The 15,711-nt window shown below is 58.6% G+C and carries 10 protein-coding genes; 5 read left to right on the forward strand and 5 right to left on the reverse strand.

Features of this window, described 5'->3' with window-relative positions:
- Positions 1-373: 373 nt before the first annotated feature.
- Positions 374-1,618: a sugar MFS transporter gene (locus LC059_RS16590; protein WP_226704984.1), complete on the forward strand. Its 1,245-nt coding sequence runs from the start codon at positions 374-376 to the stop codon at positions 1,616-1,618.
- An 86-nt stretch (positions 1,619-1,704) separates the two neighbouring features.
- On the opposite strand, the gene LC059_RS16595 is transcribed toward LC059_RS16590, so the two are convergent.
- The gene (locus LC059_RS16595) at positions 1,705-1,995 is read right to left on the reverse strand and encodes a DUF1540 domain-containing protein (RefSeq protein WP_226704985.1); all 291 of its coding nucleotides are present in this window, start codon (positions 1,993-1,995) and stop codon (positions 1,705-1,707) included.
- Between the two features lie 268 nt (positions 1,996-2,263).
- On the opposite strand from LC059_RS16595, the gene LC059_RS16600 reads away from it, so the two are divergent.
- Positions 2,264-5,839, forward strand: coding sequence for a hybrid sensor histidine kinase/response regulator (locus LC059_RS16600; protein ID WP_226704986.1), 3,576 nt, complete (start codon positions 2,264-2,266; stop codon positions 5,837-5,839).
- Positions 5,840-5,872: 33 nt separating this feature from the next.
- Here the strand turns inward: LC059_RS16600 and LC059_RS16605 are convergent, their stop codons facing one another.
- Positions 5,873-6,595, reverse strand: coding sequence for a response regulator transcription factor (locus LC059_RS16605; protein ID WP_226704987.1), 723 nt, complete (start codon positions 6,593-6,595; stop codon positions 5,873-5,875).
- A 159-nt stretch (positions 6,596-6,754) separates the two neighbouring features.
- Positions 6,755-8,710 (reverse strand): acetate--CoA ligase, encoded by a 1,956-nt coding sequence (acs, locus tag LC059_RS16610; RefSeq protein ID WP_226704988.1) that lies wholly within the window; start codon positions 8,708-8,710, stop codon positions 6,755-6,757.
- Between the two features lie 288 nt (positions 8,711-8,998).
- Here acs and LC059_RS16615 point away from each other — a divergent pair, with 288 nt between their 5' ends.
- The 3 genes from LC059_RS16615 to LC059_RS16625 are packed head-to-tail and all read left to right on the forward strand — an operon-like array spanning position 8,999 to position 12,412.
- On the forward strand, positions 8,999-10,312 hold the full coding sequence (locus tag LC059_RS16615; RefSeq protein WP_226704989.1) for a DcaP family trimeric outer membrane transporter: 1,314 nt from the start codon (positions 8,999-9,001) through the stop codon (positions 10,310-10,312).
- A 60-nt stretch (positions 10,313-10,372) separates the two neighbouring features.
- Positions 10,373-10,708, forward strand: coding sequence for a DUF4212 domain-containing protein (locus LC059_RS16620; protein WP_413231572.1), 336 nt, complete (start codon positions 10,373-10,375; stop codon positions 10,706-10,708).
- A 3-nt stretch (positions 10,709-10,711) separates the two neighbouring features.
- On the forward strand, positions 10,712-12,412 hold the full coding sequence (locus LC059_RS16625; RefSeq protein ID WP_226704990.1) for a sodium:solute symporter family protein: 1,701 nt from the start codon (positions 10,712-10,714) through the stop codon (positions 12,410-12,412).
- A gap of 72 nt (positions 12,413-12,484) precedes the next feature.
- Here the strand turns inward: LC059_RS16625 and LC059_RS16630 are convergent, their stop codons facing one another.
- Entirely contained in the window at positions 12,485-12,991 is a 507-nt protein-coding gene (locus LC059_RS16630; protein ID WP_226704991.1) for a GNAT family N-acetyltransferase, read from the reverse strand.
- 164 nt (positions 12,992-13,155) lie between these two features.
- On the reverse strand, positions 13,156-15,522 hold the full coding sequence (locus tag LC059_RS16635) for an autotransporter outer membrane beta-barrel domain-containing protein (RefSeq protein ID WP_226704992.1): 2,367 nt from the start codon (positions 15,520-15,522) through the stop codon (positions 13,156-13,158).
- Positions 15,523-15,711: the final 189 nt, after the last annotated feature.

Consider the following 15,711-nt stretch of genomic DNA (forward strand, 5'->3'; position numbering starts at 1 on the left):
CGGCCATGTGCCGGGATTTCTTTAATTCTCCTCTCGATGTTCCATGACAGGCCGCCCCGGTCCCTGGCGGTCTCCACTCTTGTTCAGCACTCCAGCCTGTAATTGCCTGGGGCCCGCGAACTTCTTCAAGACTTTGTAAGTATTTTCGTGCGCCTTTCCCACTTCGGGGAGTGACTTAAGGTGGGACGCACAGCGGGAAAGTGGCACCCGTGGTCGGTAAAGCGTCGTGATAATCTGCCTCGGCACCCTATGTCGCCTACTCAATCGTTGAGCACGGCAGTGGATTAGACGGTTTGCGTCGTCTCATCGGATAGGTGAAGTAGACACAATAACGATCATGAGAGGTGAATTTATGGCCGGGACCCAGGCCCCAATGACTGATGCTCCACTCGACTCTGCGACCAGTAGTGAGGGGGGAAATTTCCGATTTGCGCTTACAGCACTCACGGTGCTGTTTTTTATGTGGGGCTTCCTGACCTGCCTCAACGATATTCTGATCCCCCACCTGAAAGCAGTGTTCAACCTGAGTTACACCCAGGCGATGCTGATTCAGTTCTGCTTTTTCGGGGCCTACGCCATGGTTTCACTGCCCGCAGGGGCACTGGTCAAGCGGATCGGTTACCAGAAGGGAATTGTTGGCGGTCTTTTGGTGGCTGCGGCAGGTTGCCTGCTGTTCTACCCGGCGGCAGAGAGCCACTCTTACCCGGTATTCCTGGGCGCGCTGTTTGTGCTGGCCTCGGGGATCACCCTGTTGCAGGTGTCGGCGAACCCCTACGTGACGGCCCTGGGTGATCCGGCCACGGCATCCAGCCGCCTGACCATGACCCAGGCATTCAACTCGCTGGGGACCACAGTGGCACCGCTCTTCGGCGGTGTGCTCATTCTGTCGGCGGCGACAGTGGGGGCCGAGGCCCTGAGCGCCGACGCAGAAGCCGATGCGGTGAAAGTACCCTACCTGATGCTGGCGGGTGTACTGGCGGTGCTGGCAGTCATTTTCAGCCAGTTGAAGCTGCCACAGATTGAGATGCAGGAAATCAAGGCGGTGGCAGATGAGGGGGATTCCGTATGGTCCCACCGACACCTGGTACTGGGCGCTGTGGGTATCTTCGTGTATGTGGGCGCGGAAGTGTCCATCGGCAGTTTCCTGGTGAACTTCCTCGGCCTCGACAGTGTGGCGGCCATGGAAGAGGCCAAGGCGGCGCATTACATCGCCTACTACTGGGGTGGTGCCATGGTTGGCCGTTTCATTGGTGCCGCAGTGATGCGCACGGTGTCCCCGGGACTGGTTCTGGCGTTTAATGCCGTGGCGGCCATCCTGTTGGTGTTCGCTGCCATTCTGGGCTCCGGTGCCGCTGCGATGTGGGCGATCCTGCTGGTGGGCCTGTTCAACTCTATTATGTTCCCCACTATTTTCAGCCTGGCGTTACAGGGGCTCGGTAAACAGGCGGGGCAGGCATCCGGGGTACTGTGTCTGGCCATTGTCGGTGGTGCCATAGTGCCGCTGATTCAGGGGGTGGTGGCGGATACCGCCGGCCTGCAGCTCTCCTTCCTGGTGCCGGTGGTGTGTTATGCGTATATCGCGTACTACGGTTTGAAAGGGTGCAAGGTCGCCCACTGACGACCGCGTATTTACCATATAAACAAAAAGGGCGGGGAGCTTTGTGGCTCCCCGCCCTTTTTGTTTATATGGATTCGAAAGTAGGCTCAGTGCGCGTAGGTCAGGCAATTTACCGAGTTGCCGCTATAGCCGAGCTCAATCTGATCTGCGCTGCACTCAAAGTCCACGTTGTGGTTGCAGCCGGTGACCTTGCAGGCACCGACGCCTGCAACACGCTCACGCTTGGTGTGCTGGTGGTTACTGAAAAAGGTATCGCAATCCGGGTGCTGTCCATCGCCGATGGTGATGGCGCGGGCATGACAGGCGGAATCGGTATTGTAGGCGCACTCGCTGGCGGCGCAGCTGGAAACCTCGGGCATATCGGTGGCAATGATCATGGCGCGATTCTCTTTAGATTTCTCTCGAAGGACCAAACTCCCGCTTAAAGCCTAGTAGAGAGTCCGGAGGAGTCAAATTACTGACGCGTGATTGGGGCTGTGCCGGTTTACCCGCCTTTCGGCGCGCAAAAGGATATGGTCGAGTCGGTTGATACCGGCAGCTGATTATGGCGAGCTAGCGACACCGTCGACTTTTCGCTAATTGCCCTCGGGCTCTCGCTTCGGGTATACAGAGTAATAACCATTCTGAAAGCTTTGTGAGAACGCCATGATCGGCAAGCCGCTGTTGCTGTTTTTTGCCCTCTTGTATGTGGCCCTGTTGTTTGTGGTGGCCTGGAGAGCAGACCACCGCAAGCAGTGGATGCAGCGTTTCCGCCCGATCATCTACGGGTTGACGCTTGCTGTTTATTGCAGTTCCTGGACATTCTTTGGCGCCGTGGGGCAGTCGGTCAGCGATACCTGGAGTTATTTACCGATTTATCTCGGGCCGATACTGCTATTCCTTTTTGCTGGCGGCTTCCTGCGCAAGCTGATGCAGGTTGGAGAACGCCAGAAAGTCACATCCATCGCCGACTTTATCGGCTCCCGCTACGGAAAAAGTCGCGGCCTCTCTGCACTGGTCACCCTGCTGGCGATCGTCGGTAGCCTGCCTTACATCGCCCTCCAGCTGCGTGCTGTGACTATGGGGTGGGAAGCGATTGGCGGTAATGGCGAGGGAGACACCTTCGTCAATCTGGATACTGCGCTGGCTACCGCACTACTGATGGGGCTTTTCGCGATACTGTTCGGTACCCGACACCTGGAAGGGCGCGAGCGGAACCTGGGCGTGGTGGCCGCGATTGCGCTGGAATCGCTGGTGAAATTGTTTGCGTTTGCTGCGGTTGCGGTGCTGGCATTGTGGCTGCTGGTGTCTGGCGACAGTGGCGTGGAAGGTCTGGATACGCAATGGACACTCAACTTTCAGGGGCTCGTGCCGGACGTCAACTTCGTTACCCAGACCCTGCTGGCGATGGCCGCGATCATCTGTCTGCCGCGGCAGTTTCATATGGCAGTTGTGGAATACCGCAACCCGGATGATCTGAACACGGCGCGCTGGTTGCTTCCCGCCTACCTCGTGCTGTTCTCGGTATTAATTCTGCCTATTGCCCTGGCTGGACAGCCGCTGGTAGCGGCGGGACTCAGCAGCCCTGACAGCCTGATGTTGACCCTGCCGCTGAACAGCGGTCAGAACACACTCACCATGCTTGCCTATATCGGCGGCTTCTCTGCTGCAACCGGAATGGTCATCGTTGCCGCGGTTACCCTGGCGGTGATGGTATCCAACGAGCTGGTAGCGCCGGTGTGGCTATATCTCAGCCGCTATACCCGGTTGACCGCCGTTTCCCTTGGCAAACACCTGCGCCTGATCCGGCGGGTCAGTATTTTGCTTTTGATGCTGTTGAGCTGGGGCATGCATCGGGCCATTACCGGGATGGAAGCCCTGGCGTCCATCGGCCTGCTGTCTTTTGCCGCGTCGGCGCAGCTGGCCCCGGCGCTGATCGCTGCGCTTTACTGGCGGCGGGCACATCGGCGCGGTGTGTGGGCGGGGCTGATTGCCGGATACGGACTCTGGTTTTACTGCCTGGTTGTGCCAGCGATTTATCCCGGCACGGAGTTACTGATCCGCGGGGCCTTCGGCGTCGAGTGGCTGCGGCCGCAGCAACTGTTTGGCCTGTCGGGACTGGATCCCCTGAGCCACGGCGTTTTCTGGAGCCTGCTGTGCAACCTGGTGTTGCTTATCGGGGTATCGCTTTTCTGTCGTCAAAGTGTAGGGGACACGCGTCAGGCAATCGCATTTGTTACGCCGCAGCGCAGCGACGAACCGGTGCCGGATATGGTGCCTACCGGAATCCGCATGGGGCAGTTGCACAGCCTGCTGCAGCCTTTTGTGGGGCGCGACCGGCTGGAGGAAATCTGGAACGATTTCGAACGGCGCAGCCAGCAGCGACTGTTGCCGGACGACGCTGCGCCGCGGTTCGTGGTCAGTGAAGCAGAGCGAACCCTGGCGGGGATTGTCGGCTCTGCGGCGGCCCATCAGGTGATGGGACTTCTGCACAGCAACCGGCCGCTGAAACTGGAGGATATCGCGCGGCTTGTCGACAGCACCTCGGAGCGGTTGCGCTTCAGTCAGGAGCTGCTGCAGACCACGGTGGAAACCATCAGCCAGGGGATCAGCGTGGTGGACGCGGAGCTCAGGCTGGTGGCATGGAACCGTCAGTATCTGGAACTGTTCCATTATCCGGAGCGGCTGCTCTATATCGGCTGCCCGGTGGCCAACCTCTACCGGCATAATGCAGAGCGCGGCCTGTATGGGAATAGCGACGATCCAGAAGTACTGGAAGCGCATGTGCAGCGGCGCCTCGACCTGCTGCGTCACGGCAGCGCGCACCGCTTTGAGCGGCGGCTTCCTTCAGGTGCGATCGTCGAAGTGCGCGGTACGCCCATGCCCGGCGGTGGCTTTGTCACCACGTTTACGGATATCAGTGAGTATCGCGCGGCAGTGGATGCGCTGGAGGAAAACCGTCGCAGTCTGGAAGACCGGGTGCGCCAGCGTACTGCGGAGCTCTCCGAGAGCAACCGCGCACTGCAGCAGGAAAATAGCCGTCGTGCCGAAGCGGAAATCAAGATTCGTGACCTGCATGCGGCCAAGTCCCGTTTCCTTGCCCACACCAGTCATGACCTGTTGCAACCGATTAATGCGGCGCGTCTGTTTATTGCCTCTCTTCAGCAGAAGGCTGCCGCAGGTAGCTGGCGGGAAATGGGTGACGATATTCACTATATCGACAGCGCCCTGACTTCCGCCGAGCAACTCATCGGCGCCCTGCGTGAAATCAGCAGACTGGATGCCGGAAGTTTCACGCCGAAGCGCACGAGCTTTCCGTTGCGTCAGCTGCTGGACGGCCTGAATGCGGAGTTTTCGGCGCTGGCCAGTGAGCGGGGGCTGTCCCTGCACTATGTGCCCACCGATGCCTGGGTCTGTTCTGACCGTCACCTGCTGCGCCGAATCCTGCAAAATTTTCTCAGCAATGCACTGCATTACACCGCGCGTGGACGCGTACTGCTGGGGGTGCGCCGACGCACCGAAATTGCGGATGAGGGCGAACACCGGAATTTTCTCGAAATCCAGGTGTGGGATACCGGTCCCGGTATCGCCAGCGATGTCCGCGAGAAAATTTTTGACGAGTTCGTGCGCCTTGGTAGCGGCGAGCACACTGCCGACAAGGGACTGGGGCTGGGGCTGGCAATCGCGCGCCGCAGCGCCGAACTGCTCGGGCACCGCCTGGGGCTGGAGTCCAATCCCGGTCGAGGATCCATGTTCAGCATTCGGGTGCCAGTGGGAGACGTGCAATCTGCGCCCGCACAAATACCCAGTACCGTTGGCACTGCCACTCTGGATTCGGCGGCGGTGCTGTGCATTGATAACGAGCGCCAGATACTGCGGGGAATGGAGAGCCTGCTTTCCGGCTGGGGTTGTCGGGTAATCACCGCGGTGTCACTGGAAGAGGCGCTGGCGCGCTGGCCATACCCGATGGCGCCAGCAGTGGTCATCGTTGACTATCACCTCGATTATGGTGCCACCGGTACGGATGCCCTGGACGCATTATGTGCGCACTGGCAGATGGCGCTGCCGGGCATCATGATCAGCGCCGATACCTCGGAGGCGGTGCGCGAACGTGCTGCAGCGCGGGGTTGTTTTTACCTGGCCAAACCGGTGAAGCCTGCCGCATTGCGCAACCTGATTCGTCGGCTGGTGCGCACGGGCCAGGGGAATCCTCAAGGCAGAGGGCAGCTGGAATACCTTTGAAGCCCTTGTCTCAAGTTACCGCCAATCCCGAATTCAATTGACAGGTTTTGGCTCTGGCCGCGCGGGCGGGGCAAATTGCCCGGGAGCTTCCACATCCAGGCTACCCAGAGCCAGCACCGCCTGGGTGCGGGAATTGACGTTCAGCTTGCGGAACAGTGCGGTCAGATGCGCCTTGACGGTGGCTTCGGTGACCTGCATCTCGTAAGCGATCTGTTTGTTGAGCAGGCCTTCCGCGAGCATGGTGGCAACGCGAAACTGCTGAGGAGTAAGGGTCGCGATAACATCAATTACCTCTGTGTCTTCACCTGGATCGCCCCCGGCCTGGTAGCGCTCGGCCACCGCCGGCGGTAACCAGATTTCTCCTTCCAGGCTCTGCCGCAAGGCCTCGGCAATCTGATCGACCGGAGCCGATTTGGGCAAAAACCCGCAGGCGCCGTAATCGATAGCACGGCACATGATTTCCGGCTTTTCATTGGCGGACACCACCATCACCGGTAACTGTGGATACTGGCCGTTGAGGAAAATGAGGCCGCTGAAACCGTGGGCGCCAGGCATGTGTAAATCCAGCAGTAACAGGTCGCAATCCGGATGCTCCGCCACGCACTGCTGCAGCGTCTGCATATCACTGGCTTCAAAAATACTGGCGTCTGGAAAGGCTTGCTGGATGGACAGGCGTAGGGCGTTGCGGAACAGGGGGTGGTCGTCCGCAATAATAAATTGTCGGGCAGATTGCCCACTGTCGGTGAGATTGTTCATCGCTTTGCATCCCTAATCGGCGGGATTTTCCCGGGCTTTTCCACTTCGCGAAATGCGGGCTGAAAAGTGTACCGAGAAAACCCCTCCAGTTCCTGTTGTTATTTTTTATCGGGGGCTGCTGCTGTACCAATGGCGTCGGTTAGGTAGGCGCCGCTCTGGCTAGACGGTTGTCGCCGCGCGGTTGGCTACCAGGTCGTCTACAACACCTGGATCGGCCAGTGTGGAGGTGTCCCCCAACTGGTCGCACTCGTCTGCGGCCACCTTGCGCAGGATTCGGCGCATGATCTTGCCCGAGCGGGTCTTCGGCAGTCCCGGTGCCCACTGGATGACATCCGGGGTGGCGATAGGACCGATCTCCCTGCGCAGCCAGTTGCGTAAATTGTTGCGCATGGCCTCGCTGGGCTCGATACCGCTGTTGAGGGTGACATAGACATAAATACCCTGACCCTTGATATCGTGGGGATAGCCCACCACCGCGGCTTCGGCCACGGCCTCGTGTGCCACCAGTGCACTTTCCAGTTCGGCGGTACCCATGCGGTGACCAGACACATTGAGTACGTCGTCCACCCGCCCGGTAATCCAGTAATAGCCGTCTTCATCGCGACGCGCGCCGTCGCCGGTGAAGTACATGTTTTTGAAGGTACTGAAATACGTATCGGCGAAGCGCTGATGATCGCCGAAGACGGTGCGCATCTGCCCTGGCCAACTGCCCAGTAATACCAGGTTGCCCTCGGTGGCGCCCTCGAGAATACTGCCCTCGTTGTCGACCAGCGCCGGCTGCACCCCGAAGAAGGGGCGGGTGGCAGAGCCGGGTTTCAGTACGGTGGCGCCGGGCAGCGGTGTGAGCATGGCGGCGCCGGTTTCGGTCTGCCACCAAGTATCCACAATCGGGCACTGGCCGCGACCGAACGTGCGGTGATACCACTTCCATGCTTCGGGGTTGATCGGCTCGCCCACGGTACCGAGCAGGCGCAGGCTGCTCAGGTCGGCGCCGGCTACCGGTTTGTCGCCTTCGGCCATCAGCGCGCGGATAGCGGTAGGGGCAATGTACAGAATGTTGATCTCGTGGTCGTCGATGATCTGCGCGACCCGGGTGACATCCGGGTAGTGAGGCACTCCCTCGTACATCACGGTGGTGGCCCCGTTGGCCAGCGGACCGTAGATAATATAGCTGTGGCCGGTGATCCAGCCGATATCTGCGGCACACCAGTAGCGTTCACCGCGGCGGTAATCGAATACGTATTCGTGGGTAATCGAGGCGTAGGTGATATAGCCGCCGTTGGTGTGCAGCACGCCCTTGGGTTTACCAGTGGAACCAGAGGTGTACAGGATAAACAGCGGGTCTTCCGCGTCCATGACTTCCGCCGGGCAGTCATCGCTCTGTGCCGCCACCAGTTCAGCGTAATCGCGGTCCACTGCCGGGTTCCAGTCGGTGCTGTCGTCGGTGTAGTTGACGACCACCACGTTTTCTACCGCGGTCTCTTCGCACAGGGATACCGCCCTGTCCACATTCTGTTTCAGTGGCACCGAGCGACCGCCGCGACGGCCGGCATTGGCGGTAATAAGGCAGCGGGATTTGCCATCGTCCATGCGCCCGGCAAGCGCTTCCGGGGAGAAGCCGGCGAACACCACCGAGTGCACGGCACCGATACGCGCGCAGGCCAGCATGGCCACGGCCGCTTCCGGGATCATCGGCATATATATGGTCACTACATCGCCTTTCTGCACCCCGAGACTCTTCAGGCCATTGGCAAAACGGCACACGTCCCGGTGTAGCTCGCGGTAGCTGATTTCGCGGGAGGTGCCGGGCTCGTCGCCAACCCACAGGATGGCGGTGGTGTCGCCATGCGCCGCCAGGTGCCGGTCGAGACAGTTGGCGGCCACGTTCAGCTTGCCGTCGGCGAACCAGCGGATATGCAGGTCGTCTTTGGCGAAGGAGACGTCCTTTACCTGGGTAAATGGCTCTATCCAGTCTATGCGCTCGGCCTGTTCGCGCCAGAAGCCGTCGTTGTCTTCGATGGAGCGGTTATAGAGTTCGAAATAGCGCGCTTCGTCCAGCAGGGTATTGGCGGCGTAGGCAGCGGGTACGGGGAAGGATTCACTGTTACTGGTCACGGACCGGCCCTCTTCATCGATGCAGTATTTATCGGTGTTTTACTTGCTGGGTACATTTTGTCACCGAGCCCGCGGCAGTACGTATTAGACAAAAGTCGAAAGGCGGTGGCAGCGTGCGCCGGATACTATCTGCGGTATGGGCTTGGGTAGGGGTATCGACATAGACATTGGTCGAAGTGGCCCCCCAATTTAGACCAATGGTTAATACCCGTATTTTCCATGACGTTGTTTGCTTGCACCTGTGTTATCCCAAAATGGCAAACAACGGCAGGGACAAAAGTGATGACGGTGAAAATAATTAAAAACCGCAAACTGGCCGGCGCAGTGGCACTGGCAGCGATGGTAAATACACTACCCGCTCTGGCAGCGGAACCGGATGCATTGACCGCAGCGCAATTGCAGCAGCGGATCGCCGAACTGCAGGCGCAAGTCGACGCACTCGCCGCGCGTCCGGTGGAAATCGAAAACCCGGAACCAGCGAAAGCCTCTCCCTTTGGCGATACCGAGATCCAGATAGGCGGTTACGTCAAACTCGATAGTATTTTTAGTGACTATTCCGATGGCAGCGCGGCAACTGCAGGTGTCGGCGAAGACTTCCTCGTGCCGTCCACTATTCCCATTGGCGGTGAAGGTGGTGACGTCCACTACAATGCGCACGCGAAATCTACCCGGCTGTTTTTCAAGTCTGCAACCGAGCTGGGTGCGGGCAGCGTGAATACCCATATTGAGATCGATGCGATGGCCGGCGCTCAGGGCGATGAACGCATCAGCAACTCTTACGCACAGCGCCTGCGGCATGCCTATGTGAACTGGAATATTGATGGCGACCGATCACTACTCGCTGGTCAGTCCTGGTCCACCTTTTTCAATGTCGGCGCATTGCCGGAAGGGCTGGATTTTGTTGGTCCGGTCGGCACGATTTTCGAGCGACAACCTCAGATTCGCTACACCCAGGGTCTCGGCAGCGGCAGCCTGCAGTTTGCCGCCGAGAATCCGGCCACCACGTTATACAACAGCACGGAAAACCCCTACGATGACAACAGCCGTCCCGACCTGGTCCTTCGCTACAACAACAATATCGGCGACCTCAACTACTCCATCGCTTCCATGAGCCGTGAGCTGGCCTATGACCGCGCCGATGCAAGCAGTGAGTCCGAGCAGGGGTATGCAATCAGTCTCTCGGGCAAGTGGCAGCTGGGACGTGATGATCTGCGATTCATGTACAGTTACGGCAATGCGCTCGGGCGCTACCTGGGGCTGAACAGTTACCGCGCCGGCATTATCGATCCACTGGATGGCAGCATCGACTTGATCGACCAGCACGGTGGCTATGTTGCCTTGCGGCATTTCTGGAGCGAGCAGTGGCGAAGCAACCTGGTACTTTCCGCTACTGCTGCGGATAACCCAGCGTCGGTTGCGGACACTACGCCATCTGCATATCAGAGCCTGCACCTGAACCTGATGTATTCGCCAGTTCCAAAAATGACCCTGGGTGGTGAGTATATTTTTGCGAGTAAAGAAGTGGAAAATGCCAGCGGTCAGCTTGCAGATGATGAAGGGGATATGCAGCGTATGCAGCTGTCCGTGAAATATGTATTCTGAAAATACACGTAACAATCAACGTCAATCCGATAATTCCAGAATAATTGAGGAGAGGAAACGATGAGTTTCAAAAACAAAGAGCTGGCCAGTGCCTACTGGCGTGAAAACCTGAAGCTAATGTTCGGCCTCTTGGTCGTGTGGTTTGTGGTGTCTTTTGGTTGTGGCATTTTATTTGTCGAAGAGCTTAACCAGATTCGCATGGGCGGCTTCAAACTTGGATTCTGGTTTGCGCAGCAGGGTGCTATCTACGTATTCCTGGTGCTGATTTTTGTCTATGTCTACAAGATGAATCAGCTGGACCATAAGTACGACGTGTATGAAGACGATGGTGTCGCAGAAGCGACCGGCGATACCAGCATTCCGGGTGAAGCACAGCAATTGCAGGGGGAGCACTGAGCCATGGATGTTCAAACTCTGACTTTTCTGATCGTCGGTGGAACCTTCCTGCTGTATATCGGCATCGCCATCTGGGCGCGTGCTGGTTCTACTAATGATTTCTATGTGGCCGGTGGTGGGGTAAACCCGGTGGCTAATGGTATGGCCACGGCCGCGGACTGGATGTCGGCGGCCTCGTTTATTTCCATGGCGGGCCTGATCTCCTTTATGGGGTACGATGGCACCGTGTATCTGTTGGGCTGGACCGGGGGCTATGTGCTGTTGGCCCTGTGCCTCGCACCTTACCTGCGCAAGTTCGGGAAGTTCACGGTGCCGGATTTTATCGGTGACCGCTACTATTCCCAGGCAGCGCGGACCGTGGCTGTCATCTGCGCGATCTTTGTGTGCTTTACCTATGTGGCGGGGCAGATGCGCGGTGTGGGTGTGGTGTTCTCGCGCTTCCTTGAGGTGGACATCGTCACCGGCGTGGTGATCGGTATGGGCGTAGTATTTTTCTACGCGGTGCTCGGCGGCATGAAGGGCATTACCTATACCCAGGTTGCGCAGTACTGTGTACTGATTTTTGCCTACATGGTACCCGCGATCTTCATTTCCATCATGATGACCGGGCACGTCCTGCCGCAGACCGGCTTTGGCGGTATGCTCTCTGACGGTACCTACCTGCTGGACAAGCTCGATGGCCTTTCAACAGAGCTCGGGTTTGCGGAATATACATCGGGCACAAAAAGTACCATTGATGTGTTCTTTATCACGGCCGCCCTGATGGTGGGCACCGCTGGTCTGCCGCACGTGATTGTGCGCTTCTTTACCGTGCCGAAAGTGCGTGACGCGCGGATGTCCGCCGGCTGGGCACTGCTGTTTATCGCACTGTTGTATACCACTGCACCGGCGATCGCGACCTTTGCCCGCGTGAACATGATCGACACCATCAATGGTCCGGAAGGCCAGGGCACCGCACACGCGGAAGCACCGAGCTGGGTGAGCAACTGGGAAGAAACCGGCCTGATTACCTGGGAAGACAAGAATGCCGACGGCAAGATGTTCTATTCCGGTGACGAGCGCAATGAAATGTCTGTGGATCGTGACATCATGGTATTGGCCAACCCGGAGATTGCGAATCTGCCTGCATGGGTGATCGCGCTGGTGGCTGCCGGTGGTGTGGCTGCGGCGCTGTCTACCTCGGCGGGTCTGTTGCTGGTGATCTCCACGTCGGTTTCCCACGATCTGCTTAAGCGTAACCTGATGCCGCGCATTACCGAGAAACAGGAGCTGCTGTATGCCCGCTCTGCCGCCGCTGTGGCGGTGTGTATCGCCGGTTATCTCGGGGTCAATCCGCCGGGCTTTGTGGCACAGGTGGTGGCTTTCGCCTTCGGGCTCGCGGCGTCGTCCTTCTTCCCGGCGATCATCATGGGGATCTTCTCCAAGCGGATGAACAAGGAAGGGGCCATTGCCGGTATGCTGTCAGGCATCCTGTTTACCGCGGCGTACATCGTGTACTTCAAGTTCATCAACCCTGCAGCCAATACGCCGGAGAATTGGTGGTTCGGTGTTTCACCGGAAGGTATCGGTACCCTGGGTATGATGATCAACTTCGCGGTTGCCATCGCGGTGGCTAAGGTGACCCGCGAAGCACCGCAAGATGTGCAGGAAATGGTGGAGAGTATTCGCTTCCCGCAAGGAGCTGGGCAGGCGAGCGCACATTAATTTGTAAGTTGTCAGTCAGAATGTATTTAGGCGAGCTTCGGCTCGCCTTTTTTATTGTGGTGGTTAAGTTTTTTAGTGAGGCCAGGCCAGTAGCAAGGTTTCGCTGTCTTCGTCCGGCAGGGTGATTTGGCGCTCCTGCCGCAAGCCTAGTTTTTCCAACAGGCGGACAGAAGCGCTGTTGTGCGGCGACACCAGGGCGACAATGCGCGGCAGTGCCAGAGTGTTGCGGGCAAAATCCATTACCGCTTGCGCCGCTTCCAGCGCGTAGCCCTGTCCGCGGTATTCCGGCAGGAATGCATAGCCGATGTCGACATCCTCGAGGAAGTCACGCTTGACCAGGCCACACAGGCCGATGGGAGTGCCATCCTGCAATGCAACCTTGTACATACCGAAGTTGTGTTCGCGGTATGACGCAATGGGGCCGCACTCCAGATAATCCTGTGCCTGCTCCAGTGTGCGTACACCGCGGTCGGCCACATTCCGGATAAAGTCCGGATCATTCAGGATCGCGAGCATAAGCGCACCATCTTCCCGGGTGAGTTCACTGACTCGTAGCCGTTCGGTTTTCCGTTCAAACATGACGATGCTCAATGACTTGTTGATGCGGGGAGTATATGGGGATTACATGGAAATTACATGGAGAGTTAAAGGGGAGGGTAAACGGGAAGAGTAAACGGGAAGAGTAAACGGGAAGAGGGGATAGGTTGCGCCCCCAAAATTGGGGGCGCTGTGCCAGAGGGGGATCAGAAGGCGTAAGTTACGCTGATGGAACCGTGCTCCGAAGTCGGACGTGTAGTGAGGTTGGCACTGACGGCAACTGCGTCGGCTGCCTGCCAGCGCAATCCGACCAGCGCACCGGCGCCGGCTTCAAACAAGCCTGTATCCTTGCTTGCGTAACTGGGCATGGCGTTCATATTACCCTGCATGGACTTCACGCCCACTTCGAGGTGATCGTTTTCCGTGCCGGTGGTGTCCTCATACCAGAGTTGTCCGTATGCACTGATATTGCCCCACTGCTTGTCGGCGAAGGCACCGAGACGCATGGTGGAGTAACGACGTTCCTGGGATCCGTAATTCATCCCGAAGGGGTCCATTGTTGCTCCGGAGGCATCGGTGTAGGTGAAGCCGGCTAGAGCGTCTTCCGTGTAGCCATCCACATCCGCTTCCACCTGAGTCACGCCGACGAATGGCCCGAAGCGGCTGGCACCGCCGGAAATATTCACACCGCCAGTGAGATCGAGGGTCATGTTTTCACCATTGGTCGCACCTTGCAGTGTGCCGGTAAAGTTATTCCCCAGTTCAAGCGTGCGGCCTACCTGATCGTATTCCACGTCGGACAGCGTGGCACTGGCTTCGAGGAAAAACTCGTTGTGGTGGAAGCGGCCAAACAGGCTGTAGTTGGTCGCGGTGGAGTCGATATCACTGAGCTGGTTTTCCAATGTCTGGTCTGCGCGGCTGACGGCGAAGCCCAGTTCAGCATTGTCGCGCAGCGCGTAGCGGGCGCCGATCACGCCGCCGTTCTGGTCACCGCTGGCGGCGGGGGCGAAGTTGTTGTCGTAGTCGCTATTGCCGAAAGTGCCGCTGGCAAACACGCCGCTTTCCGCGGTGCGGTAGCGGGTACCGAGCAGTGCCTGTTGCAGGCTGCCCACATGGCTGCGGGATGCCTGTACACCCATGTCCGGGAGCTGGCCAGCCACCTGTGCCGCGTTCACTACACCGGCGTAGTAGTCGGCCAGTACTGCCTGGGCAGCCTGAGTCGGGTGTACGGCGTCATTGAACAGCAGCTTGCTGGCGTCCGGTGCGGTACCGTTTATTCCGTACTCCGGATGTTCAATACAGCCGCCGCTGCCGTCATAGCAGAATTCGCTCTGTGCGATGTCTGCGTATCCCAGTGCGCTGGCATTGGCGAGGGACACCTTGAGCACACCGCCCATATCCACCATCAACACGCCGTCGATATCCTTGGCGGAGTCGAGCAGGGTACTGTTGAACAGGTCGACGGCAGTACTGGCGGTACCCAGAGTGCCGTTGATCGCTGCAGAGAGTTGCGCATTGGCTTCTTCTTGAGACAGCAGCCCCGCAGTGACGGCGTCGGCCAGCTGCTGAGCTTCCGGGCTCGCCGCAACCGCCTGGCTGACAGCGGCATACATGCCGGGGGTATTGCTGATGTCCGGTACATTGGAGACCAGAATATAGTTTGCCCCGGCATCGGACAGCACCTGAGCGCTGTCCGCGAGCATGGTGGCCGCAAGACCGGTCATCGCCGCAAACTGGTTGCTATCGATAGTGCCGGAGAGGGTTGCAGTGAAGCCGCCCAGCAGGTCGTTGCCGCCGCCGTTGATCCAGTAAAGCGCTTTGCTGTCAGCGCGTTGGGTTGTTTCCAGATAGCCGAGGCCAAGCGGGTGCGGGTTACCGGTGGTTCCGGAGTCGGCGACGATCATGCCCGGGGCGGCATCAATCTGTGCCTGCAGGGCATCTGCCTGTGCGGAATAGGCCGCGGCTGTGGCGCTATCTCCCGCGGCTTCAAACTGGGCGGCCGCGGCGCGCAACTGGGCTACACCGTCCGGGCCCTGCAGCAGCAGTCCGAGCAGCTGAAGGTCAGGGTAAAGGCCGGTGCTGGTTTCACGGGTTGGGTCTGGCAATAGGGCGCTGACAAAATTGTGACGCGATGGATCCAGGCTCAGGCCATTCTGATCGAGGTATTCGAGATATCCCCGGGTACCGAGAATATTCAGCAGTACGTCTGCCGCGCGGTGTCCACCCACGGCCCAGCCGCCGCCCACATTGGACAGGGATGCGCGCACCTGGGCCTCCGCTGCCGCAATCATCTCGCTCTCAGACAGGCTGGGGTCGACATCCGGCAGGCACAGATACATGCCTGCACAGGAGGCCGTTACCGGCCCAAGACCTAGTTGCTGGGAGAGGAGACTGATTGCCGCCTGCTTGTCTTCACCGCTGGTGAATACGCCGGCATTGCCGACATCGGTAAGGCTGTCACCGAAGGCAATCACCTGTGAAAAGGGGGAGTCGTCGGCTGAGGCGGAAGCGCTCAGGGTAGACAGTGAGGCAAGGGCAATGGCTGCCGCCAGGCTGCGCTTGGCGTTGGGCATAGATATCTCCTTATCATCGCTGCGCAGCCGATGTTGTCGATGCTTTTTATGGCTTTTGTACTGCGCGCGTGTCGTTATTGTTGTATCGAAAAGTCCCAGAATAACCGGGAGCTGTCCGATATTAACTGACATAAAATGGAGAATGAAAGGAAAGCTGAAACTAAATTTGTCCGATCAGTCACAAAATGC

Origin of the sequence: Microbulbifer elongatus (assembly GCF_020524885.1) — a bacterium.
GTDB classification, from domain to species: Bacteria; Pseudomonadota; Gammaproteobacteria; order Pseudomonadales; family Cellvibrionaceae; genus Microbulbifer; species Microbulbifer elongatus_A.

Bases quoted from the DNA above. Each gene is read 5' to 3' on its own strand.
- LC059_RS16590 (WP_226704984.1), top strand. From the start codon at position 374: ATGACTGATGCTCCACTCGACTCTGCGACCAGTAGTGAGGGGGGAAAT.
- LC059_RS16595 (WP_226704985.1), bottom strand. From the start codon at position 1,995: ATGATCATTGCCACCGATATGCCCGAGGTTTCCAGCTGCGCCGCCAGC.
- LC059_RS16600 (WP_226704986.1), top strand. From the start codon at position 2,264: ATGATCGGCAAGCCGCTGTTGCTGTTTTTTGCCCTCTTGTATGTGGCC.
- LC059_RS16605 (WP_226704987.1), bottom strand. From the start codon at position 6,595: ATGAACAATCTCACCGACAGTGGGCAATCTGCCCGACAATTTATTATT.
- LC059_RS16620 (WP_413231572.1), top strand. From the start codon at position 10,373: ATGAGTTTCAAAAACAAAGAGCTGGCCAGTGCCTACTGGCGTGAAAAC.
- LC059_RS16625 (WP_226704990.1), top strand. From the start codon at position 10,712: ATGGATGTTCAAACTCTGACTTTTCTGATCGTCGGTGGAACCTTCCTG.
- LC059_RS16630 (WP_226704991.1), bottom strand. From the start codon at position 12,991: ATGTTTGAACGGAAAACCGAACGGCTACGAGTCAGTGAACTCACCCGG.
- LC059_RS16635 (WP_226704992.1), bottom strand. From the start codon at position 15,522: ATGCCCAACGCCAAGCGCAGCCTGGCGGCAGCCATTGCCCTTGCCTCA.